Source organism: Phenylobacterium kunshanense (genome assembly GCF_003254525.1).
In the GTDB taxonomy this organism is placed as follows: Bacteria; Pseudomonadota; Alphaproteobacteria; order Caulobacterales; family Caulobacteraceae; genus Phenylobacterium; species Phenylobacterium kunshanense.
Genome location: NZ_QFYS01000002.1, coordinates 549,468 through 573,848 on the forward strand (window position 1 = coordinate 549,468; position 24,381 = coordinate 573,848).

22 protein-coding genes are annotated in these 24,381 nt (G+C 70.4%); 14 read left to right on the forward strand and 8 right to left on the reverse strand.

Features of this window, described 5'->3' with window-relative positions; translation table 11 throughout:
- The first annotated feature begins 24 nt into the window (after positions 1-24).
- The 4 genes from DJ019_RS07045 (at position 25) to trmB (ending at position 4,534) form a co-directional block, all read left to right on the forward strand.
- Entirely contained in the window at positions 25-867 is an 843-nt protein-coding gene (locus tag DJ019_RS07045; protein ID WP_240606390.1) for a hemolysin family protein, read from the forward strand.
- On the forward strand, positions 868-2,442 hold the full coding sequence (gene lnt, locus DJ019_RS07050; protein WP_111275263.1) for an apolipoprotein N-acyltransferase: 1,575 nt from the start codon (positions 868-870) through the stop codon (positions 2,440-2,442).
- A gap of 89 nt (positions 2,443-2,531) precedes the next feature.
- Positions 2,532-3,752 (forward strand): methionine adenosyltransferase, encoded by a 1,221-nt coding sequence (gene metK, locus DJ019_RS07055; protein WP_111275264.1) that lies wholly within the window; start codon positions 2,532-2,534, stop codon positions 3,750-3,752.
- A gap of 107 nt (positions 3,753-3,859) precedes the next feature.
- Positions 3,860-4,534 (forward strand): tRNA (guanosine(46)-N7)-methyltransferase TrmB, encoded by a 675-nt coding sequence (gene trmB / locus DJ019_RS07060; protein WP_111275265.1) that lies wholly within the window; start codon positions 3,860-3,862, stop codon positions 4,532-4,534.
- A gap of 28 nt (positions 4,535-4,562) precedes the next feature.
- Here trmB and ppa read toward each other — a convergent pair whose 3' ends face one another.
- On the reverse strand, positions 4,563-5,099 hold the full coding sequence (gene ppa / locus DJ019_RS07065) for an inorganic diphosphatase (protein ID WP_111275266.1): 537 nt from the start codon (positions 5,097-5,099) through the stop codon (positions 4,563-4,565).
- Between the two features lie 184 nt (positions 5,100-5,283).
- Between ppa and DJ019_RS07070 the strand changes: the two genes are divergently transcribed.
- From DJ019_RS07070 to infB, 6 genes are all read left to right on the forward strand, one after another.
- Positions 5,284-5,688, forward strand: coding sequence for a DUF2946 family protein (locus DJ019_RS07070; protein WP_111275267.1), 405 nt, complete (start codon positions 5,284-5,286; stop codon positions 5,686-5,688).
- Positions 5,689-5,798: 110 nt separating this feature from the next.
- A complete protein-coding gene (locus DJ019_RS07075) occupies positions 5,799-7,892 on the forward strand; it encodes a TonB-dependent receptor (protein WP_111275268.1) in 2,094 nt (697 codons plus the stop codon).
- Between the two features lie 182 nt (positions 7,893-8,074).
- Complete coding sequence (gene rimP, locus DJ019_RS07080; RefSeq protein WP_111275269.1) at positions 8,075-8,620, forward strand: ribosome maturation factor RimP; 546 nt, start codon at positions 8,075-8,077, stop codon at positions 8,618-8,620.
- An 11-nt stretch (positions 8,621-8,631) separates the two neighbouring features.
- A complete protein-coding gene (nusA, locus tag DJ019_RS07085; protein WP_111275270.1) occupies positions 8,632-10,317 on the forward strand; it encodes a transcription termination factor NusA in 1,686 nt (561 codons plus the stop codon).
- A 21-nt stretch (positions 10,318-10,338) separates the two neighbouring features.
- Positions 10,339-11,004: an RNA-binding protein gene (locus tag DJ019_RS07090; protein ID WP_111275271.1), complete on the forward strand. Its 666-nt coding sequence runs from the start codon at positions 10,339-10,341 to the stop codon at positions 11,002-11,004.
- Positions 11,005-11,071: 67 nt separating this feature from the next.
- Entirely contained in the window at positions 11,072-14,059 is a 2,988-nt protein-coding gene (infB, locus tag DJ019_RS07095; RefSeq protein ID WP_111275272.1) for a translation initiation factor IF-2, read from the forward strand.
- Positions 14,060-14,125: 66 nt separating this feature from the next.
- Here the strand turns inward: infB and DJ019_RS07100 are convergent, their stop codons facing one another.
- The gene (locus tag DJ019_RS07100; RefSeq protein WP_205854101.1) at positions 14,126-15,292 is read right to left on the reverse strand and encodes a pyridoxal phosphate-dependent aminotransferase; all 1,167 of its coding nucleotides are present in this window, start codon (positions 15,290-15,292) and stop codon (positions 14,126-14,128) included.
- Between the two features lie 155 nt (positions 15,293-15,447).
- Between DJ019_RS07100 and DJ019_RS07105 the strand changes: the two genes are divergently transcribed.
- Positions 15,448-15,984, forward strand: a complete 537-nt coding sequence (locus DJ019_RS07105; RefSeq protein WP_338066070.1) for a DUF2939 domain-containing protein — start codon at positions 15,448-15,450, stop codon at positions 15,982-15,984.
- Positions 15,985-16,025: 41 nt separating this feature from the next.
- Positions 16,026-16,808, forward strand: a complete 783-nt coding sequence (locus DJ019_RS07110; RefSeq protein ID WP_111275273.1) for a dienelactone hydrolase family protein — start codon at positions 16,026-16,028, stop codon at positions 16,806-16,808.
- Here DJ019_RS07110 and DJ019_RS07115 read toward each other — a convergent pair.
- Positions 16,786-17,352 (reverse strand): hypothetical protein, encoded by a 567-nt coding sequence (locus DJ019_RS07115; protein WP_111275274.1) that lies wholly within the window; start codon positions 17,350-17,352, stop codon positions 16,786-16,788. The two genes, DJ019_RS07110 and DJ019_RS07115, sit on opposite strands and share 23 nt — an antisense overlap.
- The gene (locus tag DJ019_RS07120; protein ID WP_111275275.1) at positions 17,349-18,215 is read right to left on the reverse strand and encodes an HpcH/HpaI aldolase/citrate lyase family protein; all 867 of its coding nucleotides are present in this window, start codon (positions 18,213-18,215) and stop codon (positions 17,349-17,351) included. The genes DJ019_RS07115 and DJ019_RS07120 overlap by 4 nt, the downstream gene beginning before the upstream one ends.
- Before the next feature lie 60 nt (positions 18,216-18,275).
- On the opposite strand from DJ019_RS07120, the gene DJ019_RS07125 reads away from it, so the two are divergent.
- The gene (locus DJ019_RS07125; protein WP_111275276.1) at positions 18,276-18,668 is read left to right on the forward strand and encodes a DUF2237 family protein; all 393 of its coding nucleotides are present in this window, start codon (positions 18,276-18,278) and stop codon (positions 18,666-18,668) included.
- Here DJ019_RS07125 and thpR read toward each other — a convergent pair.
- Positions 18,665-19,198, reverse strand: coding sequence for an RNA 2',3'-cyclic phosphodiesterase (thpR, locus tag DJ019_RS07130; RefSeq protein ID WP_111275277.1), 534 nt, complete (start codon positions 19,196-19,198; stop codon positions 18,665-18,667). The genes DJ019_RS07125 and thpR overlap by 4 nt on opposite strands.
- 114 nt (positions 19,199-19,312) lie before the next feature.
- Here thpR and DJ019_RS07135 point away from each other — a divergent pair, with 114 nt between their 5' ends.
- Positions 19,313-20,059 (forward strand): Bax inhibitor-1/YccA family protein, encoded by a 747-nt coding sequence (locus DJ019_RS07135; RefSeq protein ID WP_111275278.1) that lies wholly within the window; start codon positions 19,313-19,315, stop codon positions 20,057-20,059.
- Positions 20,060-20,124: 65 nt separating this feature from the next.
- Here DJ019_RS07135 and DJ019_RS07140 read toward each other — a convergent pair whose 3' ends face one another.
- The 3 genes from DJ019_RS07140 to acnA all read right to left on the reverse strand — a co-directional run bounded on the left by DJ019_RS07140 (position 20,125) and on the right by acnA (position 24,256).
- A complete protein-coding gene (locus DJ019_RS07140) occupies positions 20,125-20,460 on the reverse strand; it encodes a DUF2794 domain-containing protein (protein ID WP_111275279.1) in 336 nt (111 codons plus the stop codon).
- Positions 20,461-20,737: 277 nt separating this feature from the next.
- Complete coding sequence (locus DJ019_RS07145) at positions 20,738-21,433, reverse strand: DUF1223 domain-containing protein (RefSeq protein WP_111275280.1); 696 nt, start codon at positions 21,431-21,433, stop codon at positions 20,738-20,740.
- Positions 21,434-21,565: 132 nt separating this feature from the next.
- Positions 21,566-24,256 (reverse strand): aconitate hydratase AcnA, encoded by a 2,691-nt coding sequence (acnA, locus tag DJ019_RS07150; RefSeq protein WP_111275281.1) that lies wholly within the window; start codon positions 24,254-24,256, stop codon positions 21,566-21,568.
- Positions 24,257-24,381 lie beyond the last annotated feature (125 nt).

Sequence of the window (24,381 nt, forward strand, 5' to 3'; positions counted from 1 at the left end):
CCGGGCCGAGAGCGGCGCGGGCTCATGGGACTATTCGACCTCTTCCGGCGAACCGCCGAGGCGGCCGCAGACGAGATTGCCGAGCCGGAGGATTCGCCGGGCGGAGAGCTGGTCAGCCACGCCCGTGCGTTTGAGAATCTTCGCGTCCAGGACGTCATGAAGCCGCGCGGCGACATCGTGGCCATCGAACGCAACTGCACCTTCGCCGAGGTGGTGGCCCGCTTCGTCGAAGCCGAGCACAGCCGGATGCCGGTCTACAAGGAGACGCTCGACGAGCCCGTCGGCGTCGTCCACGTGAAGGACATCTTCAAGCTGCTGGCGGCCAAGTCGCGCCAGCCGAAGCCGGACGACCACATCCTCGCGGGGCGCCGGCACCTCGTCCGCGAGGTGCTTTACGTCCCGCCGTCCATGCCGGCCGCCCAGCTTCTGACCAACATGCGCGCGCGGCGGACCCACATGGCGCTGGTCATCGACGAGTTCGGCGGGGTCGATGGCATCGTCACGCTGGAGGACCTGCTCGAGACGCTGGTGGGCGAGATCGCCGACGAGCATGACGAGGAGGCGGGTCAAGGCTACCAGCCGATCCTGGCCGACGACGATGGCTGGGTCGTCGACGGCCGCGCGCCCCTGGAAGAGCTGGAGAACGCGATCGGCGAGGGTGTCGACCTGGCCCCGGCGGACCTGGACGAGGAGATCGACACGGTCGCCGGCCTCGTCAACGCGCTCGCCGGCCGGGTGCCCCAGAAGCGCGAGGTCATCGAGCATCCCGACGGCTTTGAGCTTGAGGTGCTCGCGGCCGATCCACGGCGGGTGAAGCGCGTCCGCGTCCGCCGCGCCGCCGCGCCCGTCCAACGCGCCGAGGCCTGAGTGCGTCGCGCCCGCGGGTATGCGCCGGCGACCGCGCTGCTGGCCGGCCTCGCCGCGGGGCTCGCCCATCCGCCGTTCGGCCTGATCCTGGGCCTGTTGGGCTATGCGGTGCTGCTGCTGCGGCTGGAGACCATCCAGGGCGAGCGGCCGCTGCGGTCGGCGTTCGGGCTCGGCTGGCTGGCAGGGCTGGGCTATTTCGGCCTTTCCACATGGTGGATCGCCGAGCCGTTCCTCGTGGAGCCCGAGATCCACGGCTGGATGGCGCCCTTCGCCGTCGTCCTGATGGGCGGAGGCCTCGCGCTGTTCTGGGGCGCCGCTGGCCTCGCCTATCGGGCGTTGAGGCCCCGCAGCGCCTGGAAGCCGCTGGTCTTCGCCGGGGTCTTCGCCGCCGCCGAGTGGCTGCGCGGCCACATCCTCACGGGCTTTCCCTGGAACCTGGTCGGCGAGAGCTGGCGGGCCGGCAGTCCGCCATCGCAGGCCGCCGCCCTCGTGGGCGCCTATGGCCTGACCTGGATCACTCTGGCGCTGGCCTCGGCGCCGGCCTTGCTCATGCTGCCTGTCCGCCGGCTGGCCCAGGCGGGGGTGATGGTCGCGACGGGCATCGCGCTGACGGCGCTCTATGCCGGCGGCGCGGGCCGGCTGGCGGCCGCGCCGCGGCCTCTCTACGCCCCGGACGCGCCTGTGCTCCGCATCGTCCAGGCGAACATCGACCAGAAGGAGAAATGGAAGCCGGAGAACCTGGGCCTCGTCTTCGACGCCTATCTGGGGCTTTCCGTCCGGCCGGCGGCCCGGGCGCCGGACGTGGTGATCTGGCCCGAAGGCGCGCTGCCGGCGGTGATCGACGACCTGATCGCGCCGGGCTCGCCGTACGCGACGCGCCTGCGCGACGCCGTCCGTCCCGGCCAGTCGCTGCTGATGGGCGCCAACCGGGCCGAGCCCGATGGGCAGGGTGGCTACCGCTACTTCAACACCCTGGTGGCGTTCCGGCGCGAGGACATGGCCCTGCGGGTCACCGGCGTCTACGACAAGCACCGGCTGGTGCCGTTCGGCGAGTTCCTGCCGCTGGGCGACCTGGCCGGTAAGCTGGGAATCCGCGCCCTGGTGCATATGCCCGAGGATTTCACCCCGGGCCCGCCGCCGCGCCCGCTGACGAGCGCAGGCATGCCGCCGTTGCAGGCGTTGATCTGCTATGAGGCGCTGTTCCCGGGCTTCGGCCGCAACGGAGCGCGGCCCGCCTGGCTGCTCAACGTGTCGAACGACGCCTGGTTCGGCCGCACCAGCGGGCCCTGGCAGCATCTCAACATCGCCAGCTACCGGGCCATCGAGCAAGGCCTGCCCATGGTCCGCGCCACCCCGACGGGCGTCTCGGCGGTGATCGATCCGCAGGGCCGCATCCTGCCCGGCAAGCGCCTCGGCCTGGGCGAGTTCGGGGTGATCGACGCCCGACTTCCGTCGCCCGCAGCGCCGACGCCATACAGCCGCTGGGGCGAAGGGCCGTTCGCGGGCCTGCTGCTGCTGTCGGCCGGAGCCTGGATCGCGGGCCGCCGGCGTCGCCAGCGCGGCGAACCCGGCTGACGCGGCTTGGCATCATATAAAGATTTCTTTATAGGCTGGCCCGCAGATTGCAGGCCGCCGCGCCCATCGACCCATTTCGGAGCCCTGTCTTGAGCCGTTCCAGCTACATCTTCACCAGCGAAAGCGTGTCCGAAGGCCATCCCGACAAGGTCGCCGACCGGATTTCGGACACCGTCGTCGACGCCTTCCTCAGCGCCGAACCGCAGGCCCGCGTGGCGTGCGAGACCCTGGTGACGACCAACCGCATCGTCCTCGCCGGCGAAGTGCGCGCCGGCAAGCCGGGCGCCTCCAAGGCCGAGAACAAGGCGATGACCAAGGACATCGTCCGCTCGCTCGAGCCCAAGGTCCGCGAGGCGATCAAGGACATCGGCTACGAGCAGAAGGGCTTCCACTGGGCCAAGGCCAAGTACGCCTGCCACCTGCACGAACAGTCGGCCCATATCGCCCAGGGCGTCGACGCCACGGACAAGAAGGACGAAGGCGCCGGCGACCAGGGCATCATGTTCGGCTACGCCTGCGACGAGACGCCGGAGTTCATGCCGGCGACGCTGCAGTATTCGCACAATATCCTGAAGCGCCTGGCCGACGCGCGCCACTCGGGCGAATGCCCGGTGCTGGAGCCTGACGCCAAGAGCCAGGTCACGATCCGCTACGAGAACGGCCAGCCGGTCGAGATCCTGAAGATCGTCGTCTCGCACCAGCACAAGAAGCGCATCGGCCTGCAGACGGTGAACTCCAAGCGTCTCCAGGGCGTGATCCAGCCGCTGATCGAGCAGGTCATCCCGGCCGGCCTGATCACCAAGAAGACCAAGTGGCTGGTGAACCCGACGGGCCGCTTCGAGATCGGCGGTCCGGACGGCGACGCCGGCCTCACCGGCCGCAAGATCATCGTCGACACCTACGGCGGCGCGGCTCCGCACGGCGGCGGCGCGTTCTCGGGCAAGGACCCGACGAAGGTCGACCGCTCGGCCGCCTACGCCTGCCGCTACCTGGCCAAGAACGTGGTCGCCGCGGGCCTGGCCAAGAAGTGCACGATCCAGATCAGCTACGCGATCGGCGTGGCCGAGCCGCTGTCGTTCTACGTGGACACCCACGGCACGGGCGAGATCGATCCGGCCAAGCTGGAACTGGCCCTGCCCGAGATGATCGGCGGCGCCACGCCCCGCGCGATCCGCGAGCACCTGCAGCTCAACCGCCCGATCTACGCCCGCACCGCGGCCTACGGCCACTTCGGCCGCCAGCCCGACAACGAGGGCGGCTTCTCGTGGGAGCGGACCGACCTGGCCGACGAGCTGCGCAAGCTGGCCTGATCCGATCGAACGTCATCCCCGGGGCTATCCCGGGCCTCTATGGACGCCGGCGCCTGGCATCAGTGCGCCGGCGTTGACGTTCAGGTTGCCCCCGGGACATTGAGCGAATGACCGAACAGCATCCCCCGCTGCGCTCCTTCGGACGGCTGAAGTCGCGGCCGATCAAGCCACGCCAGGCCGCGCTGATGGAAACCCGCCTGCCGGAGCTGCGCGTGCCCCCCGGCCCCGCGGAGCCCGCGGTCCTGATGCCGGGCGCGCGCGAGACCTGGCTGGAGATCGGCTTTGGCGGCGGCGAACACATGGCGGCCCAGGCCGGACGCCACCCCGATGTCCTGATCCTCGGCGCCGAGCCCTTCACCAACGGCGTCGCCAGCGCCGTGCGGCATGTGGACGAACAGGGCCTCGGCAACGTGAGAATCCACGACGGCGACGTGCGCGAGCTGATCGCCCGCCTGCCGGACGCGAGCATCGCCCGCGTGTTCATCCTCTTCCCCGACCCCTGGCCCAAGGCGCGGCATCACAAGCGCCGCCTGGTGCAGGCCGACACGGTGGCCGAGCTGGCGCGCGTGCTGAAGCCCGGCGGGGCCCTGCGCTTCGCCAGCGACTGGGCGGACTATGTGGACTGGGCGCTGGAGCGGATCACGGCGAACCCCGCGTTCCGATGGACGGCGGGCCGCGCGGACGACTGGCGCATACCGCCCGCCGACCACGTCACCACGCGCTACGAGGAAAAGCGGCTGGGCGACTGCGCGCCCGTGTTCCTGGATTTCGTGAGGGCGTAGCTCCCCCGGGCGGGGGAGCTACTTCTCGTCAGGCGCCCTTGGCCTGGTAGCGCTCGATCGACTCCTTGATCAGCTCGGCGGCCTCGGCGGCGTCGGCCCAGCGAACGATCTCGACCGACTTGCCCTTCTCCAGGTCCTTGTAGTGCTTGAAGAAGTGGGCGATCTGCTCGGTCAGGATGGCCGGCAGCGAGCGCCAGGAATCCACGCCCACGTAGAACGGGTGCAGCTTGTCCACCGGCACGGCCAGGATCTTCTCGTCGCCGCCGGCCTCGTCGCGCATGATCAGCGCGCCGACCGGACGGGCGCGGATGATCGCGCCGGGCACCACCGGGGTCGGACCCACCACGATGATGTCCATCGGGTCGCCGTCGTCCGCCAGGGTGTGCGGGATGAAGCCGTAGTTGCCGGGATAGAACATCGCCGTGTGCAGGAAGCGGTCGACGAAGATCGCGCCGGACTCCTTGTCCAGCTCGTACTTCACCGGCTCGCCGCCCTGCGGGATCTCGATGACGGCGTTCACGTCGTACGGCGGGTTCTCGCCGACGGGGATCTTGGAGAGGTCCATGGGGAGGAGGCCTTTCGAAGCACACACAAATTCAGGGCCGCTCTCTGGACCAAAGCCCCGCTGAGGGAAAGAGCACGGGCGGGGTCCGAGCCCCAAAACCTGTCTCGGCGGGGAATTTCCGGACCCCCGCGCCATTTGTCGCGCCTCAAAGACACGCCGCCCGATGTGGGCTAGGAGCGCGACCGTGACCGTCGCCGCCCGTCATCGAGGGACTTCCCTCCACAGCGCATGGCTCGCCCTCGCTGCGATCGCCGTGATGCTGCGGGTGCTGGTTCCGCCGGGCTTCATGGTGGGCAAGCCGACGGACGAGACGCCGTTCGCCCTGGTGCTCTGCACGGCGCAGGGCATGGTCACGGTCCCGGCGGAAGCCCCGCCGTCGGGCGACACGGATGGCGTGGCGGCCGACAGCGCGCCGTGCGCCTTCTCCGCCACGGCGCAACTGGCCACGCCCCCGTCGGTCGAGCTCATCCCGCAGACTTTCGCGCGCGTCGCGCCAGCCGCGCCCGACCGCGCGGTCCATCTGGCGCCCGGGCGTGGCCTCGCGGCCCCGCCGCCGCCCGCCCGCGGCCCGCCCATCCTGCTGATCTGACGCCCGCGCCTCGGCGCGCGGCTGCGCATGGGATCGCGACACCCCGCGGTCCTTCCCCTCCAGACAGCATGAAACGGCGCCCCGACCGGCGCGCCGGGGATCATACCGCCATGAAACTTCGCCTTCTTGCCTCGGGCGCCGCCCTGGCGCTCGGCGCCTTCCCCATGACCGCCCTCGCCGATGAGGCCGCCGACCCCCTCGTGGACGTGATCGTGGTGACCGCGCCGCGGGGTCCGGCCGTCACCACCACCAGCGAGCGCCTGGAGCCGACCGCGCTGGCCGGTCCCGATCCCACCGCGCTGCTGGCCCGCGTGCCGGGCGGCGCCCGGATCGGCAACGGCGCCCTTTCGGGCCAGGCCCAGTATCGCGGCCTGTTCGGCCATCGCCTGAACCTGCGGGTCGACGGCCAGCGGTTCGCCTCGGGTGGACCGAACCTCATGGATCCGCCGTTCCACTATGCGCCGACGGCCCTGGTCGCGGCCCTTGAGGTGGATCGCGGCGTCAGCCCCGTGCGCGCCGGCCCGGGCCTGGCCGGCGGCATGAACGCGGTCTTCAAGCGCCTGGACTTCGCCGATGGGCCCGAAGCCCGGCTGGGCTACGACCTGTCGGCCGAGGCCCGTTCGGCCGACGACAGCTACTCGGCGGGCGGCGTCGCCGGCCTCGCCACGGAGAGCTGGCGCGTCAACCTGCTCGGCTCCTACGAGAAGGGCGAAGACGCCGAGTTCCCGGGCGGGACGATCCGTGGCTCGCGGTACGAGCGCAGCGTCTATGGCATATCGGCGGGCCTCCGGGCTGGCCCTCACGAGCTGGCGCTGGACCTTCGCCACCAGCACACGGACCCTACCGGCAATCCGCCGTTCCCGATGGATATCCGCTATTTCAGCACCGATTTCGCCCGCCTCGGCTACCGGGCGGAGCTGGGCGGGATCGGCCTGGAGGCGGCGTTCAGCTACGCCGACGTGGGCCACGGCATGAACAACTTCGACCTGCGGCCTTCGCCCACGGCCATGAACCGCCGGGAGTCGCTGGCCGAGGCCGTGACCCGCGCCGCGGAGGTCGCGGCCACCGCGCCGCTGGCCGGCGGCAAGCTTCGCGTGGGGCTCGATGCGGAAGACCTCGACCGCAACGTGGTCATCACCAATCCCGCGAACCCGGCCTTCCTGGTGACCAGCCTGCCCGACGTCGAGACGCGCCGCGCGGGCGCCCATGCGGAGTGGACGGGGCCGGTCGGGGCGCTCCACGGCGAGTTCGGCATGCGGATCGACCGGCACGAGGCGGAGGCCGGACGCGCGGTCCTGGGCCCCGCGCTCGCCGCCGGCCCGGTCGCGCTGGCCGCCGCGTTCAACGCCGCCGACCGCAGCCGCGAGGACACGACCGTCGATGCGGTGGCGCGGCTCTGGACGGCGCCCCGGAAGGGGCTCGCCTGGCGCCTCACCCTGGCGCGCAAGACCCGGGTCGCAGGCTATGTGGAGCGGTACGGCTGGCTGCCGACCAACACCAGCGGCGGCCTTGCCGACGGCAACATCTACGTCGGCGACATGAACCTCGAGCCGGAGGTGGCCTGGATCGCCGAGGTCGGCTTCGACTACGCCGGCCGGCGGGCGTACCTGCGGCCCACGGTCTTCGTGCGCGAGGTCGACAACTACATCCAGGGCGCGCCATTCGATGCGACCCCGGGCGTTGCGGATACGCTGCAGGAACGGGTGGCGGCCATGAGCGGGGATCCCACGCCGCTGCGGTTCGCCAACGTCGATGCCAGGCTCTATGGCTTCGATGTGGCGGGGGGCGTGAAGCTGTCAGCCGCCTGGCGGATCGACGCGGTGGCGTCCTACGTCCGCGGCGAACGGCGGGACGTTCCCGACGATCTCTACCGGATTTCGCCGCCCAGCCTGACGGCGGCGCTGACCTACGACGCCGACCGCTGGTCCGTCACGGCGGAAACGCGCCTGGTGGCCGACCAGTCGAAGGTGTCCCGGACCAATTCGGAACGGCGCACGGGCGGCTACGGGCTTCTGGCGCTCTACGGCGACTGGAAGGTGCGCGAGGGCGTGCGGGTGTCGGCCGGCGTGGAGAACCTGCTGGACCGCCGCTACTCGGACCACCTGGCCGGCTACAACCAGATCGACGGCTCGGACGTGCCGCTCGGCGCCCGGCTGCCGGGGATCGGCCGCAGCGCCTTCGTCCGCGTGTCGCTGGCGCGGTAGTCGCGCGGCTCCGGGCGCGGGCCACGCCTGCGCCCGGAATTCGGCGGACCTGAAGACGGGGCTGACAACGCCCTCATCGCCCGCTATATGTGTGGCCAACATCGCTGATAGCGCTGGATGGCGCTTTCAAGCGGCGGGCTCCGGCCCGACCGCTTTTTTCTTTGCCGGAGGCCGGGGTTCCCATGCGTGGGAAGACTGCGGAAGACCTGAAGCTGATCGACCTGCTCGACCCGGTGGCCGAGGCCGCGGGGTACGGCATCGTGCGGCTGCGCCTGATGGGCGGCGCCGAGCGTCGGAAGCTGCAGGTGATGGCCGAGCGCCCTTCGGACCGCGACATGAACGTCGAGGACTGCGCCCGCCTGTCGCGCGCGATCTCCGAGGTGCTGGACGCCGCCGATCCGATCTCGGGCGAGTATGTGCTGGAGGTCTCCTCGCCGGGGATCGACCGGCCGCTGACCCGGCTGGAGGACTTCGAGGCCTTCGAGGGCTACGAGGCGCGGCTGGAGCTGGATCGCCTGGCCGAGGGCCGGAAGCGCTTCCGGGGCGTCCTGGCCGGGGTCGAGGACGGCCAGGTGGCCATCGACCTGGAAGGGGAGGAGGAAACCGCCCTGGTTCCCTTCGCCTGGATCATCGACGCCAAGCTGGTGCTGAACGACGAGCTGATGAAGAAGGGCGCCGAGACCCGCGCGGCCCGTCTCGCGGCCGAAGACCAACAGACTTCCGACTAGAGGAACGACCCATGAGCGTGACGGGCATTTCCGCCAACCGCCTCGAGCTCCTGCAGATCGCAGAGGCCGTGGCCCGCGAGAAGGCGATCGACAAGGAGATCGTCATCGAGGCGATCGAAGAGGCGATCCAGAAGGGCGCCCGCTCGCGCTATGGCGCCGAGCACGACATCCGCGTGCATATCGATCCCAAGACCGGCGAGACCACCATCAAGCGCGTGGTGACCGTGGTCGCCGACGACGCCCAGTTCGGGGGCGGGGTCGATCCGGAAACCGGCGAGGAGCTGCCGTTCGAGGAGCCCCCGGGCATCCTGCGCCTCGCGGACGCCAAGCGCCGCGACAAGGACGCGGTGGTCGGCAAGATCTACGAGGAGCTGCTGCCGCCGTTCGAGTTCGGCCGGGTGCAGACCCAGATGGCCCGCCAGGTGGTGATGGGCAAGGTGCGCGACGCCGAGCGCGAGCGCCAGTACGAGGAATACAAGGATCGCGTCGGCGAGATCGTGAACGGCACCGTGAAGCGGGTCGAGTACGGTAACGTCGTCGTCGACCTGGGCCGCGGGGAGGGCATCATGCGCCGCGACCAGTCGATCCCGCGCGAGAACTTCAACATCGGCGACCGGATCCGCTGCTACATCTACGACGTCCGTCGCGAGACCAAGGGCCCGCAGATCCTGCTGTCGCGCGCCCACGGCGGCTTCATGGCCAAGCTGTTCGCCCAGGAAGTGCCGGAAGTGTACGACGGGGTCATCGAGATCCGCGCCGTCGCCCGCGACCCGGGCAGCCGCGCCAAGATGGCGGTCATCTCCAACGACAGCTCGATCGACCCGGTCGGCGCCTGCGTCGGCATGCGCGGCTCGCGCGTGCAGGCGGTGGTGGCCGAGCTGCAGGGCGAGAAGATCGACATCATCCAGTGGAGCCCGGACGAGGCGACGTTCATCGTGAACGCCCTGGCGCCCGCCGAGGTCTCCAAGGTGGTGATGGACGAGGAGGACGAGCGCGTCGAAGTGGTGGTCCCGGATGAGCAGCTCTCGCTCGCCATCGGCCGCCGCGGCCAGAACGTCCGCCTCGCCTCGCAGCTGACGGGCTGGCAGATCGACATCATGACCGAGAGCCAGGAGAGCGAGCGCCGCCAGCGCGAGTTCACCGAGCGCACGGCCCTGTTCCAGGAAGCCCTGGACGTGGACGAGGTCATCGCCCAACTGCTGGTCACCGAAGGCTTCGCCAGCGTCGAGGACGTGGCCTACGTGGACAACTCGGAAGTGGCCGCCATCGAGGGCTTCGACGAGGACACCGCCGAGGAGATCCAGGCCCGCGCCCGCGACTACCTCGAGAAGGAAGCCGCCGAGTACGACGCCAAGCGCCGCGAGCTGGGCGTCGAGGACGGGCTGCTCGAGATCGAGGGGATCACCCTGCCGATGGCCGTGGCCCTGGGCGAGGGCGACGTGAAGTCGGTCGAGGATCTGGCCGGGCTGGTGCCGGACGACCTGCGCGGCTGGTTCGAGAACAAGAACGGCGAGCGCGTGCGCGAGCCGGGCATCCTGGAGAACTTCGGCCTGGAGCCCGCGGACGCCGAGCTGCTGATCATGCGCGCCCGGATCGCCATGGGCTGGGTCGAGGCCCCGGAAGAGCCGGAAGCCGTCGAGCCGACCGCCGAAGACTTCGCCGAGGCGGAAGCCGCCGGCGAAGCCCAAGACGCCTAAGGGTCGGAGAGGTGACCCGCCATGGAGAGCTCAGCCGCTAAGGCCCACGCCACCCTCGCCGAGGCGTCCCGCGAACGGCGCGACGTCGTCTCCGGCGAGGTGATGGACGAGGCGCGGCTGATCCGCTTCGTGGCGGGGCCGGACGGCCAGGTCGTGCCCGACCTCGCGCGCAAGCTGCCGGGCCGGGGGATCTGGGTCGCCGCCGACCGGGCCTCAGTGGCGACGGCGGCGAAGAAGGGCCTCTTCGCCCGCTCGGCCAAGGCGCCGCTGAAGGCCGCGCCGGACCTCGCCGATCAGGTGGCGCGACTCCTTCACGCACGGCTTTTGTCGGGCCTGGGACTTGCGCGACGGGCGGGCGAGCTTACCTCGGGGTTCGAGAAGGTTTCCTCCGCAATCCAATCGGGCAAGGCGGTCTGGCTGATCGAAGCGTCCGACGGCGCGGCGGACGGCCGGCGCAAGATCATGTCCCTGGCCCGCAAGCAGTCTCCGCAGCCCGGCGTGGTCGGCGTCTTCACGTCGGCCGAATTGGGTTTGGCCTTGGGGCTGGAGAATGTGATACACACCGCCTTCCTTGCGGGGCGAGCCGCCGGGCGTTGGGCCGAGGATGTCCGCCGCCTGGAGGGGTTTAGTCCGCTCCTTCCTGAGGATTGGCGCGAGGAGCCTGTCGAGGCCAAGCGGGAGCCGTGAGGCTTTCCGCCCTTCGATGTTGATAGATGGGGCCAGGATCCGCCTGGCCGGTGAGTAAAGCGAGCGAATGAGCGACGAGAACGACAACGGCCGTAAGCCCCTGACCCTGAAGCCCCGCACCGGCGGGTCGGTCAGCTCGGGCACGGTGAAGCAGAGCTTCAGCCACGGCCGGACGAAGACGGTGGTTGTCGAGACCAAGCGGTCCCGGCCGCATGGCGCTCCGGGCGGCAATCTGGCCGCGCCCTCCGCCGCCGAACGTCGTGTGTTCGAGCCGCAACGTCCGGCCGCCGCGCCGCAGGGGCAGCGCCCCGCGCCGCCGAACGATGGCCTGTCGCCCGAGGAGCGCGCGGCTCGCCAGCGCGTTATCGAGGCCGCCCGCGCCCGTCAGGCGCAGGAGGAGGCCGAACGCCGCGCCCGTGAGGACCGCGCCCGGGCCGAGGCCGAGGCCGCCGCCCGCGCCGCCGCTGCCGCCGCCGCGCAGCAGGCCGCCGCGGAAAAGGCCGCTGCGCCGCCGCCTCAGGCCGCTGCGCCCGCCGCCCCGACGCCGGCGCCGACGCCGTCGGTCCCGCCTGCCCCGACCCCGGCTCCGGCTCCGACCGCCGCGCCGCCGGTTCAGGCGGCGGCCCCCGCTCCGCGCCCGCCGCAGGCCGACACTTCGCGCCCGGCGCAGGGACAGACCCGCACCTACCAGCCGTCGCCGGATCGTCGCGACGACCGCGCGTCCACCACCACCTATCGCCCCGACCGTCCGCCAGCCGGCAGCCGCTTCGAGGGTGCGACCTTCAACCAGCGGGCGCCCCGCCAGGATGATCGCGGCCCGCGTCCGCCGCGCCGCGACGACGACCGCGGCCCGCGCCGTGACGACCGCCCGCAGGGCGGCGCGCCGCGCCCCGAAGGCAGCGGCACCGTCCGATATTCGGCCCTGGCGCCGCGCCCGGCTCCCGGTGGACCGCGTGGCCCCGGCGGTCCCGGTGGCCCCCGTGGCCCGCGCGTCGGCCCGGCTGCGCCTCCGGCGACGCCTGAGATCCAGCGCGCCGCCCGCCAGGCTCCGCGCCCCGGCGGCGCGGTCATGGACCGCCGTCCGGACGAGGACGACCGCCGCCGCGACGCCGGCCCGGGCAAGGCCATCAGCCGCGCCAAGGGCGCGCCGATGCGCCGTGAAGGCCGCCTGACCATCCAGACCGTCGCCGGCGACGCCGAGGGCGCCGAGCGGATGCGCTCGCTCGCTTCGGTGCGCCGCGCCCGTGAGCGTGAGCGTGAGAAGCGCAAGGGCGGCGCCGTCGAGCAGGCCCGCGTGGCCCGCGAAGTCGTCATCCCCGACGTCATCACGGTGAGCGAACTCGCCAACCGGATGGCCGTGCGCGGCGTCGAGATCATCAAGTTCCTGATGCGTCAGGGCGTGATGCTGAAGATCAACGACGTGATCGACAACGACACCGCCGAGCTGGTGGCCACCGAATTCGGCCACACCGTGAAGCGCGTGTCCGAAGCCGACGTCGAAGAAGGCTTCATCGGCGCCGAGGACGTGGACGATCACCTGGTCCCGCGGCCGCCCGTGGTCACGATCATGGGTCACGTCGACCACGGCAAGACCTCGCTGCTCGACGCCCTGCGGTCCACCGACGTGGTGTCGGGCGAGCACGGCGGCATCACCCAGCACATCGGCGCCTATCAGGTTCGGCTGGAGAGCGGCCAGAAGGTCACCTTCCTCGACACCCCTGGCCACGCGGCCTTCTCCGCCATGCGGATGCGCGGCGCCAACGTGACCGATATCGTGGTCCTGGTGGTGGCGGCCGACGACGGCGTCATGCCGCAGACGATCGAGGCCATCCAGCACGCCAAGGCGGCCGGCGCCCCGATCATCGTAGCCATCAACAAGATCGACAAGCACGGCGCCGACCCGACGCGCGTGATCAACGAGCTGCTCCAGCACGAGATCGTGGTGGAAAGCCTGGGCGGCGAAACCCAGGCGGTCGAGGTCTCCGCGACCCAGAAGATGGGCCTGGACAACCTCATCGAGGCGATCCTGCTGCAGGCCGAGATCCTGGACCTCAAGGCCAATCCCGACCGGACGGCCGACGGCCTTGTCATCGAGGCCAAGCTGGATCGCGGCCGGGGCGCCGTCTCGACCGTGCTGGTCAAGCGCGGCACGCTGCGGCGCGGCGACATCGTCGTGGCCGGCGCCAACTTCGGCCGCGTCCGCGCGCTGCTGAACGAGCGCGGCGAACAGCTCGACGAAGCCGGTCCCTCGGTGCCCGTGGAAATCCTCGGTCTGGACGGTACGCCCGATCCGGGCGAGCCCTTCGCCGTGGTCGAGAACGAAGCCCGCGCCCGCGAGCTGACCGAGTACCGCATCCGGGTGAAGCGCGAGAAGACCGGGGCCCCGGTCCAGGGCGCCAGCCTCGCCGAAATGATGGCCAAGCTCGCGGACAAGAAGGTCTCCGAGCTGCCGGTGATCATCAAGGCGGACGTGCAGGGCTCGGCCGAGGCCATCGTCGGCTCGCTGGAGAAACTGGCTCACGAGGAGGTCCGCGCGCGGATCATCCTGTCCGGCGCCGGCGCGATCAGCGAAAGCGACGTCATGCTGGCCAAGGGCGCCGGCTCGCCGATCCTCGGCTTCAACGTCCGCGCCTCCAAGCAGGCGCAGGCGCTGGCGGAGCGTGAAGGCGTGGAGATCCGCTACTACTCGATCATCTACGACCTGATCGACGACATCAAAGGCGTGCTTTCGGGCATGCTGGCGCCGATCCAGCGCGAAACCTTCCTGGGCAACGCCGAGGTCCTCCAGGCCTTCGACATCACCAAGATTGGTCGCGTGGCCGGGTGCCGCGTCACCGAGGGCGTGGTCCGCAAGGGCGCCCGCGTCCGGATTATCCGCCAGGACGTGGTGGTGCTGGAACTGGGCGTCCTGCAGACGCTCAAGCGCTTCAAGGACGAGGTCAACGAAGTGCCGTCCGGCCAGGAGTGCGGCATGGCCTTCGCCGGCTTCCAGGACATCAAGGCCGGCGACATCATCGAGTGCTTCAACCTCGAAGAGGTCAAGCGCAGCCTCTAAGGCGCCGCGCGACGCTCAAGTGATCGGGCCTCCTCCGGCGACGGGGGAGGCCCTTTCGCATCCGGCCTACAGGTTCAGGGTGACGACAGCGCGCTTGAACGCATCCATCTCGGCCGCCGACCCGATGGTGATCCGCGATCGCGTGGGCCAGATCGGCCAGCTCCGGCCGATGTCGACGCCCTCGGCGGCCATCGCCTTGCGCACCTCCGCCGCCGGCTTCTTCCAGTCGACCATGAAGAAGTTCGCCTGGGGCGGCACATAGGCCAGGCCGCGCTTGTCCAGGAAGGCCAGCGTATCGGCCCGGACCTTGAGCATCTCCGCGCGCCGCTGGCGGATGAGGTCGCCCGCCAGCAGGCTCGCGGTCCCGCAGACCACGGAGGGTGTGGGCAGGGCGTAGCTGACCATGCCGCCGTCGTAGCGCATGGTCTTCATCATCAGCGCGGGCTTCGCGATCGTCGCGCCGAGGCGCATCCCGGCCATGCCGAACAGCTTGGAGAAGGTGCGCAGGACGATGATCTCCTTGTCCTGGGCGGCCAGGTAGGCGCCGGCTGGGGCGTCGCTGAAATGGATGTAGGCCTCGTCCAGCAGCACGATCGAGCCGGCCGGCTTGTTGGCCAGCAGCCACTCCACGTCCTTCAGACCGGTCAGGGTGGCCGAGGGATTGTTGGGGGTGCAGACGTAGTAGATCCCGGCGTTCGGGTCCGCCGCCAGCATCGCCTTCACGTCATGGGCGTGGTCCGCGGTCAGCGGCACGCGTTTCACCGGCGCGCCGATGTACTTCGCGACGCTTTCGGCCAGCTCGAACGTCGGGTCGGCGGTGACCAGGCCGCGCGTGGGGGAGCAATAGGTGACGATGATCCGCGACAGCGGATCGCTGGAGCCGGGCCAGGCCATGACATAGGCGGGCGGCACGTTCTCGATGCTGGCCAGGGCGTTGACGAAGTCCGCGCGCTCCGAGCCGGTATAGCGGTTGCCGCCCGAGATCGCCGCGGCGGCGGCGCGCGCGCCCGGCTCCAGCGGCCCCTCCCAGCACTCGTTGGCGCCGATCAGCGCCTTGGGCTGCGGCCTGGGCCCGGCGCCCGCGGCGCTCGTCTGCGCATAGGCCGCCGGCGCGACCAGCGGCCCCACCGCCGCGCCCGCCGCGAGGAGCGAGAACACGCGTCCGATCGCTCGGCGCGAATAGCCGCGCGCCGACAGATCGGCCCGGACATCGTCGTTCTGCAGATCCATCATGTCGAGCTCCCCTCCGCCTCAGCCCATAGCGCGCCCTTTCGGCCGTCGGGGCAAGCGGTGGCGTGTCCGCCACGCCGTGCCGATCGCAAGGCGCCTAAGCGCGTGGCACGAAGCGCCCGTCCGACCGTTCATCTGCGGTTCGGACTCGCAGGCCGATGATGGCCCAGCTTGAACGGGAGACCTGGAACGTGCGCGGCATCCTCATCGGCATCACAGCCCTGGCCCTCGCCGCCTGCGCGACGGTGGAGAAGCTGGACGCGGCCGGCGACGTGCACGCGCTGCTGATCGCCATCCGCGATGGCGACCAGGCGACGTTCGACCGCCTCGTCGACCGTCCGGCCCTGAAGCGCGAGATCGAGGACCGGCTGGTCGCCGAGGCGCGCAAGGACAGCCGTATCCCGGCCGCCCTGGCCGCCGTCCTCGCGCCAAGCCTCGCCGAGCTGGCGGGCGAGACGATGGTGCAGCCCGGCGTCTTCCGGGGGGTCGCCGAATACTACGGCTACGATCCGCGAACGAAGATCCCGGGCCCGGTCGCCATCTCGGCCATGCTGCGCAAGCTGCCGGACGGCCGGGTCTGCGCCGTGACGAAGAAGGACGGCCCCTGCCTGCTGATGTTCACCGAGGCGCCGGATGGCCGCTGGAGGCTCTCGGGTTTCGAGGGCGAACTTTCCATGCTGCGGATCAAGCGCTGATCCGCCTAAGCTCCACCCTGGGGGCAGGGGGAGATTCAGTGATGAGTTACGACGCGGCGCTGGCGGGCTACGAGGTGTTCGACTTCGCGCACGACGGGCGGACCTTTCCCGTCTACCGCAAGGGATCGGGCCCCGCGGTGGTGATCATGCACGAGATCCCGGGCCTGCATCCCCAGGTGATCCGCTTCGCCGACCGCGTGGCGGCCGAGGGCATGACCGTCTTCTGCCCCAGCCTGTTCGGAACGCCGGGCAAACCCGCGTCGCGCGGCTACGCCATGACCACCATGCTGGGCGTGATCTGCGTCAGGCGCGAATTCTACATCTGGCGCGGTGACCGCTCGAGCCCGGTGGTCGACTGGCTGCGAGCCCTCGCCCGGAAGGCCCACGCCGAATGCGGCGGCAAGGGCGTGGGGGCTGTGGGCATGTGTTTCACCGGCGGCTTCGCCCTGGCGATGATGACCGACCCCAGCGTCGTGGCGCCGGTCCTGTCCCAGCCTTCGTTGCCGGCGGGCCGGGCCGGGGCGGCGGCCATCGGGCTGTCGGGCGAGGAGATCCGCTGCGTGAAGCGGCGGCTGGACGCGGAAGACCTGTCGGTGATCGGTCTTCGGTTCACCTCGGACAAGCTGGTTCCCGATGCGCGGTTCGACACCTATCGCCGCGAGTTCGGCGACCGCTTCGAAGCGATCGAGCTGGACGACGCCGACGCCGCGGATTCGTTCATCCCACCCCATTCGGTCCTGACCCTCCATCTGAAGGAGGACGGGCCGACGAAGGCGGCCGAGCAGCGGGTGATCCAGTTCTTCAAGGTGCGGACGGGGGCGTAGGCGCCCGGCGAAGGAGCCGCGCCGCCTCCGTGCGGCCAGCCTCCGTCAGTTCGCCCGACCAGCCGCCTTCGGCGGTGCGAAGCACCAGGACCGCGCCGGCGAACCGGAAGACCAGGTCGCCACCGGTCCGCTCGGCCGGCTCGACGAGGCCGGACGCATCCAGCGCACCCGGGCGGCGCAGGTCGCGCCAGGCGCCCTCCACCCCGCCGGCCCTGTCGACGAGCTGCAGGGCGAACAGGTCCCGCCCACCCGCCGAAAGGGTCCAGCCGCCTTCCAGCGGTCCCTGGAATCCTCGGGCCGAGGCGGCGGACGTTCGCAGCCGACCATCATAGGCCAGATCGGCCGCGCTGGCGGGGCCGTCGGGCGTGCGGCCCGTTTCGTGGATGAAGACCGGCCTGCCGGAGCTGGGACGGGGCTCGGGCGGCGCGGCTTCCACTGGCGGCCGCAGGAGAGCGTCGATGGCGTCGGGCTCGGCGACCTGCGCCTGCGCCGCCGTGGCGGCCAGGGTCGCAAGAGCGACCAGAGAGCCGACGCGGCCCCTCATCCCGCGGTCCGCGCCTCAATGGCGTCGGCGACCGCGATCAGCCGCCGGGCCTGCTCCAGGTGCAGGCGCTCGACCATCCGGCCCTCGACCTTGATCACGCCGCGACCCACGGCCTCCGGGGCGTCGAAGGCCGTGACGACGGTTCGCGCCCAGGCGACGGCGTCCGCGTCCGGAGAGAAGGCGGCGTTCGCCGCATCCACCTGGCTGGGGTGGATCAGGGTCTTGCCGTCGAAGCCGAGCGCCGCGCCCTGCGCGCACTGCCGGGCCAGGCCGTCGGCGTCGGCGATATCGTTGTAGACGCCGTCCAGGATCGTGAGGCCGTGCGCCCGGGCCGCCATCAGGCTCAATGAGAGGGCCGTCGCCAGCGGCGCCCGCTCGGCGTCCAGCGCGCAACGCATCTCCTTGGCGAGGTCGTTGGAGCCGATCACCCAGGCGGCGACGCCCGCATGCCTGGAGGCGGCGCCCAGCGCTTCCAGCCGGAACATGGCGGCGCAGGTCTCGATCATCGCCCAGAGCGGGATATCGGACGGCGCCCGCGCCCGCGCCGCGGCGATGTCGTCCGGGCTGGAGACCTTGGGGATCAGCACCGCATCGGGTCGGGCCTCAGTGGCGGCGGCCAGGTCGGCTTCGCCCCAGGGGGTGTCGAGGCCGTTGACGCGGATCACCAGCTCGCGCGGGCCGAAGCCGGCGGCCCGGGCCGCGGCGACCGCGCCCGCTCGGGCTTCGTCCTTGGCGTCCGGCGCGACGGCGTCCTCAAGGTCCAGGATCACCACGTCGCAGGCCAGGGCCCGGGCCTTCTCCACCGCACGGGCGTTGGAGGCCGGCAGGTAGAGGGCGCTGCGGCGGGGGCGGGCGGACGTCATCGGGGCTAGGGCTCCTTCTCGCCTTGGCTGTACGGCAGTCTTAGCGTTTAGGATGGGGGCATGGCCACACGCCCGATCCGCTATGACGCCGGCGCCAGGAACGTGCTGGGCAGCGAACTGGTCCCCTGTTCGCTGGACCCCGTGACCGGGTTCTTCCGCAACGGCTGTTGCGAGACCGGTCCTCACGACCTCGGCATGCACACGGTCTGCGCGGTGATGACCGCCGACTTCCTGGAATTCTCCCGCCGCGTCGGCAACGATCTGTCGACGCCGCGGCCGGACCTGGGCTTTCCGGGCCTGAAGCCGGGCGACCGCTGGTGCCTTTGCGCCCCGCGGTGGAAGGAGGCGCTCGACGCGGGCGCCGCGCCCCAGGTTGTGCTCGAGAGCACCCACGAGGAGACCTTGGCCATCGTGCCGCTCGGCATCCTCAAGGACTACGCGGTCCCGGGCTAGAGCGGATACTCCGCCTCGAGCCGATAGTGCGAACCCTCGCCGCCCAGGGTGCTGGAATAGAGGCCGAAGCGGTCGACGGAGATCGGGGGAGAGCGCAGCAGGTTGTTGGCCTGGACCCAGGCGCCGACCTCGGCGAGATCCGGGCGACGCAGGTAGGCGAGCGTCACATGCGGCCGGTAGCGACGCTTCTCGGGCTTGAGGCCTGCCCGGCGCGCGGCGGTCTCGCAGGCCTCGGCCAGGCGTCGCAGCTCGGCGCTCTCGGCGACGCCGGCCCAGACGGCGTTGACGTCGGCGCCCTCGCCGAACGCGCCGGCGCCCTCCAGCACGATGTCGAAGGGCCGGCCGCGGACGTCCATGAGCGCGGCGTCCAGGTCACGGGCCACGTCCTGGCGCACCTCGCCGTAGAAGCGGAGCGTCACATGGAAGGCCTCGAGCGGTCGCCAGCGGGCGCCCTCGATGCCGGCCTGGCGGGTTAGAAGTCCCCGTCCGATCTCGGGCGGTATGGCGACGGCGGCGAAGAGACGGATCATGCCGCAGACTAACCTGACCCGGACGTGATCGGGCAGGCCTTGTCACTTGCCCCCCGGACCCCGATATTCCGCGTGCGTCCGACTTGCGACGCGCAAACCAAGGGCTTTGCTCTCATGAGCGACTTCAACCGCGGCTACGCGCGCACGGTCCCGGCGGACCGCGCCGACATGTCGGTGGACGCGGGCCTCCGCAGCTTCATGCTGGGAGTCTACAACAAGGTGGCGCTGGGCCTGGTCCTGTCGGCCGCCCTCGCGTACCTGACCGGCCAGTTCCCGCCCGTCCGCGACCTGTTGTACGTCCAGACCGCGCGCGGCTGGGGCATGACCATGCTGGGCATGATCGTCGCCTTCGCTCCGCTGGGCGTGATCCTCTTCGGCATGTTCGCGCTGCGCAACGCGACCCCGCGCAGCTCGGGCATCTACTATTGGACGATCGTGGCGCTGATCGGCGCCGGCCTGGGCGGGCTGACGCTCGTCTACACGGGCCAGTCGATCGCCTCGACGTTCCTGATCACGGCCACGGCCTTCGGCGGTCTCAGCCTGTTCGGCTACACGACGAAGAAGGACCTGACCGGCTTCGGCAGCTTCCTGTTCATCGGCCTGATCGGCCTCGTCATCGCGTCGCTGGTGAACCTGTTCCTCCAGAACTCGATGATGCAGTTCCTGATCAGCGTGGTGGGCGTGTTCATCTTCGCTGGCCTGATCGCCTTCGACACCCAGCGCCTGAAGATGACCTACTACGACCTTGGCGGCGACCAGGCCGCGATGGGCGTGGCGACGAACTTCGGCGCGCTGAGCCTCTACATCAACTTCATCAACCTGTTCCAATTCCTGCTGCAGCTCTTCGGCGATCGTCGCTGATCTGATCGCGGATCGAAACAGGAAGGGCCCCGGAGCGATCCGGGGCCCTTTTCTATTTCACGGTCCTATTCCACGACCGAGAAGCGGCCCTTGTCGAAGAAGCGCAGCACTTGGTCCAGCTCATGGCCGCGGCGCAGGATGTGCCCGCCCTCGCCGACCACCGCCCAGGCGCCCTGCTTGCGGGCCAGGGCCGGGCGCTTCTCGATGCGATAGAGGGGCGCCTCCGACGTCCGCCGGAAGACCGAGAAGACGGCGCAGTCGCGCAGGCTGTCCATGCCGTAGTCGCGCCACTCGCCCGCGGCGACCATCCGTCCATAGAGGCGGAGGAGGCGCTCCAGCTCGCGCCGTTCGAAGAAGACGCCCGCCTGACGCGGGACCGAGTGGCTCGGGTCGAGTGCCATCGGCGAAGAGCCTGTATGAAATTTCTGCGTCGGACCAGAGCGAATTGCAGGCGTACCCCGGAGGGGCACGCGCCGCGAAATGACCTCATTTCCGTCCATCGGCGGCCAGAAGCCGCTCCGATATTGGCAGGGTCGGTTGGCCCGAAAGGTCGCTGGTCCCGGATCCTGAACAGCCCCCCCAGCCCCCCTGGATCGGCGTTCCGGCCAACCGACACTCTCTCCATATCCCCAATGCGAGGCCCGCGCAGACGTCCCCGACTGCGCGGGTCGTTGCCTGTCAGGGCTGCTGCAGGAGCCCCAGGACGCGGCCGCCGCGCGGGGCCTGGACCACGACGAGGGTCTTCAGCCCCTCTTCGGACATCGCCGGCAGCCGATAGGCCTGAGGCCGGCCGCGCCAGGTTCCGAGCCGCTCGATCTGGCGCACCACGTTCCGGTGCGTCACAGCCTCTCCACGGTTCTCGCCCGCCTTCGGGGTGACCTCCTGCGTGCGGGGATCGTACCGGATCATCCAGACTTCGGCGCCGCCGCGCGGCGCGCGGCCGGATCCGACGTCGGCGCGGCGGGATCCGATGAAGCGCATGTCCGGCGGATTGCGGGGCGCGGCGACCGCGGCCCGGATCAGTCGGTCGACTTCCGCGGCCTTCTGGCCCTGCGCCTGCTCATGCCCGTCGACGACGACCTGTGGGGTGTAGGGTTCGCGCAGTTTCAGACGGGCCACATAGGCCTGCTGGCGCTTGGCGAATCCGGGGCTGGCGAAGGTGTCGGTCCAGCCCAGGTAGTCCCAGTAGTCGACGGAGAAGGTCAGCGCGACCACGCCGGGCCGCTCGGCGAGCTTGGCCACATAGGCGTTGGCCTCGGCGCAGGCCCCGCAGCCCTGGGCCGTGAACAGCTCCACGAGCACCGGAGGCCGGGCCGCCGCCGCGCCCGCCGGCCAGGCGAGCAGGATCAGGCTGATAAGCGCGGCCTTCCGCATCGCCCCGACTTAGGGCGTGTTCCGGGGGCTGTAAATCTCAAGAAGGCGTGAGTTGCGCGCGACGTTGCGACGCCGAAACGAAAAGGGCGGCCGCATCGCTGCGGCCGCCCCTCGCATCCGTCTCGGGACGCCTTACGCGGCCGGCTTGGCCAGGCTGCGCAGGACGTAGTTCAGGACGCCGCCGTGCTTGAAGTATTCCAGCTCGGTCGGGGTATCGATCCGGCAGCGGACCGGGAAGCGGGCGATGCGGCCATCGCTCGGACGGTACATCTCCACGATCAGCTGCTTGCGCGGCGCGAGCTCCGTCAGGCCGCGGATGGTGACGATCTCCTCGCCGGTCAGGCCCAGCTTGTGCCAGCCTTCCTGCAGGAACTGCAGCGGCAGCACGCCCATGCCGACCAGGTTCGAGCGGTGGATGCGCTCGAAGCTCTCGGCCACCACGGCGCGGACGCCCAGCAGCTTCGTGCCCTTGGCCGCCCAGTCGCGCGACGAGCCGGTGCCGTATTCCTTGCCGGCGAACACCACCAGCGGACGGCCTTCGCCCTGGTAGCGCATGGCCGCGTCGTAGATCGACATCTCGTCGCCGGACGGGAAGTGCTTCGTCACGCCGCCTTCGATCTCGGGCGTGATCCGGTTGCGGATGCGGATGTTGGCGAAGGTGCCGCGCATCATCACTTCGTGGTTGCCGCGACGCGCGCCGTACGAGTTGAACTCGGACTGCGGCACCTGGCGCTCACGCAGGTACACGCCCGCCGGAGAGGTGGCCTTGATCGAGCCGGCCGGCGAGATGTGGTCGGTGGTGATGGAGTCGCCGAAGACGGCGAGGATCCGCGACTCGACGATGTCGGTCACGGGCTTGGGCTCCATCTCCAGGCCGTCGAAGTAGGGCGGGTTGGCGACGTAGGTCGAGCCCATGTCCCAGTTGTAGGTCTGGCCGCCCTTGATCTTGATGCCTTGCCAGTTCTTGTCGCCCTTGAAGACGTCGGCGTAGCGGGTGGCGAACATCTTGTTCGTCACGTGCTTGCGCTGCAGCGTCGCCACCTCTTCCGAGGACGGCCAGATGTCGCGCAGGTAGACGGGCTTGCCGTCCTTGCCTTCGCCCAGCGGGTCGTTGGCGAGGTCGATCTGCATCGAGCCGGCCAGGGCGTAGGCCACCACCAGCGGCGGCGAGGCGAGGTAGTTGGCGCGAACGTCCGGGTTCACGCGGCCTTCGAAGTTGCGGTTGCCCGACAGCACCGAGACGGCGACCAGGTCGTTCTTCTGGATCGTTTCCGACACCGGCTCGGGCAGCGGGCCCGAGTTGCCGATGCAGGTGGTGCAGCCGTAGCCGACCAGGTTGAAGCCCAGGGCGTCGAGGCTCTTGTCCAGCTTCGCGGCCTTCAGATAGTCGGTGACCACCTGCGAGCCGGGCGCCAGCGAGGTCTTCACCCACGGCTTGACCTTCAGACCCTTCTCGACCGCCTTCTTGGCGACGAGGCCGGCGGCGATCAGCACGCTGGGGTTCGAGGTGTTGGTGCACGACGTGATCGAGGCGATGACCACGTCACCGTTGCCCAGGTCGTAGTTCTCGCCCTCGACCTTGTAGCGCTCCGTGACCGTGTCGGCCTTGCCGAAGTCGTTCGCCAGGGCGGTCTTGAACTCGGACGAGGCGTCGGTCAGCAGCACGCGGTCCTGCGGACGCTTCGGGCCGGCCAGCGAGGCGGTGACCGTGCCGAGGTCCAGCACCAGGGTGTCGGTGAAGACCGGTTCCGGATCGGTCGGCTCGCGCCACATGCCCTGGGCCTTGGCGTAGGCCTCGACCAGCTCGACGCGGGCCGGGTCGCGGTTGGTGGCCGCCAGGTAGTCGATGGTCGCGCGGGTGACCGGGAAGAAGCCGCAGGTGGCGCCGTATTCCGGGGCCATGTTGGCGATCGTCGCCTGGTCTTCCAGCGTCATGTGCGCCAGGCCGGGGCCGTAGAACTCGACGAACTTGCCGACCACGCCCTTCTTGCGGAGCATCTGGGTGACGGTCAGCACCAGGTCGGTGGCGGTGACGCCTTCCGAGAGCACGCCGTCCAGCTTGAAGCCGATGACCTCGGGGATCAGCATCGGGATCGGCTGGCCCAGCATGGCCGCCTCGGCCTCGATGCCGCCGACGCCCCAGCCCAGCACGGCCAGGCCGTTGATCATGGTGGTGTGGCTGTCGGTGCCGACCACGGTGTCCGGATAGGCCACTTCCTGGCCTTCGTCGGCGTTGGTCCACACGGTTTGAGCGAGATACTCAAGATTGACCTGGTGACAAATTCCGGTGCCGGGCGGCACGACGCGGAAGTTGTTGAAGGCCGACGAACCCCAGCGCAGGAAGTTGTAGCGCTCCATGTTGCGCTCGTACTCCCGCTCGACGTTCTGGCCGAACGCCTTGGGAGTGCCGAAGTAGTCGATCATCACCGAGTGGTCGATGACGAGGTCGACCGGGTTCAGCGGGTTGATCTTCTCGGGGTCGGCGCCGAGCTTGGTCATGGCGTCGCGCATGGCGGCGAGGTCGACCACGGCCGGAACGCCGGTGAAGTCCTGCATCAGCACCCGCGCCGGGCGGAAGCTGATCTCGTGCTCGACCGAGCCCTTGTTCTGCAGCCAGGCGGCGACGGCCTTCAGGTCCTCGGCCTTGACCGTGTCGTCGTCCTCGTTGCGGAGAAGGTTCTCCAGCAGGACCTTCATCGAGATCGGCAGACGCGAAATGCCGGAAAGACCGGCTTCCTCGGCGGCCGGGAGGCTGTAGTAAGCGTAGGTCCTGTCACCCACCGTCAGCAGGCGGCGGGTCTTCAGGCTGTCGACAGACGCCATGAGGGGAGATCCTTTCTCTGTTCCCTGCCGCTCACACACCCTGGACGGTTCGCGCGCTCAATCAGAGACGGACACACAGCGTTCGTCCCCGCGCGGCGTTGGTCCCCTCCGGGGGCGGCGGCCGC

Bases quoted from the DNA above. Each gene is read 5' to 3' on its own strand.
- DJ019_RS07090 (WP_111275271.1), top strand. From the start codon at position 10,339: ATGGAGAGCTCAGCCGCTAAGGCCCACGCCACCCTCGCCGAGGCGTCC.
- DJ019_RS07140 (WP_111275279.1), bottom strand. From the start codon at position 20,460: ATGGCACTCGACCCGAGCCACTCGGTCCCGCGTCAGGCGGGCGTCTTC.
- DJ019_RS07075 (WP_111275268.1), top strand. From the start codon at position 5,799: ATGAAACTTCGCCTTCTTGCCTCGGGCGCCGCCCTGGCGCTCGGCGCC.
- acnA (WP_111275281.1), bottom strand. From the start codon at position 24,256: ATGGCGTCTGTCGACAGCCTGAAGACCCGCCGCCTGCTGACGGTGGGT.
- DJ019_RS07135 (WP_111275278.1), top strand. From the start codon at position 19,313: ATGAGCGACTTCAACCGCGGCTACGCGCGCACGGTCCCGGCGGACCGC.
- DJ019_RS07125 (WP_111275276.1), top strand. From the start codon at position 18,276: ATGGCCACACGCCCGATCCGCTATGACGCCGGCGCCAGGAACGTGCTG.
- DJ019_RS07105 (WP_338066070.1), top strand. From the start codon at position 15,448: ATGATGGCCCAGCTTGAACGGGAGACCTGGAACGTGCGCGGCATCCTC.
- thpR (WP_111275277.1), bottom strand. From the start codon at position 19,198: ATGATCCGTCTCTTCGCCGCCGTCGCCATACCGCCCGAGATCGGACGG.
- nusA (WP_111275270.1), top strand. From the start codon at position 8,632: ATGAGCGTGACGGGCATTTCCGCCAACCGCCTCGAGCTCCTGCAGATC.
- trmB (WP_111275265.1), top strand. From the start codon at position 3,860: ATGACCGAACAGCATCCCCCGCTGCGCTCCTTCGGACGGCTGAAGTCG.
- rimP (WP_111275269.1), top strand. From the start codon at position 8,075: ATGCGTGGGAAGACTGCGGAAGACCTGAAGCTGATCGACCTGCTCGAC.
- DJ019_RS07145 (WP_111275280.1), bottom strand. From the start codon at position 21,433: ATGCGGAAGGCCGCGCTTATCAGCCTGATCCTGCTCGCCTGGCCGGCG.
- DJ019_RS07045 (WP_240606390.1), top strand. From the start codon at position 25: ATGGGACTATTCGACCTCTTCCGGCGAACCGCCGAGGCGGCCGCAGAC.
- DJ019_RS07115 (WP_111275274.1), bottom strand. From the start codon at position 17,352: ATGAGGGGCCGCGTCGGCTCTCTGGTCGCTCTTGCGACCCTGGCCGCC.
- infB (WP_111275272.1), top strand. From the start codon at position 11,072: ATGAGCGACGAGAACGACAACGGCCGTAAGCCCCTGACCCTGAAGCCC.
- DJ019_RS07120 (WP_111275275.1), bottom strand. From the start codon at position 18,215: ATGACGTCCGCCCGCCCCCGCCGCAGCGCCCTCTACCTGCCGGCCTCC.
- DJ019_RS07110 (WP_111275273.1), top strand. From the start codon at position 16,026: ATGAGTTACGACGCGGCGCTGGCGGGCTACGAGGTGTTCGACTTCGCG.
- ppa (WP_111275266.1), bottom strand. From the start codon at position 5,099: ATGGACCTCTCCAAGATCCCCGTCGGCGAGAACCCGCCGTACGACGTG.
- DJ019_RS07100 (WP_205854101.1), bottom strand. From the start codon at position 15,292: ATGATGGATCTGCAGAACGACGATGTCCGGGCCGATCTGTCGGCGCGC.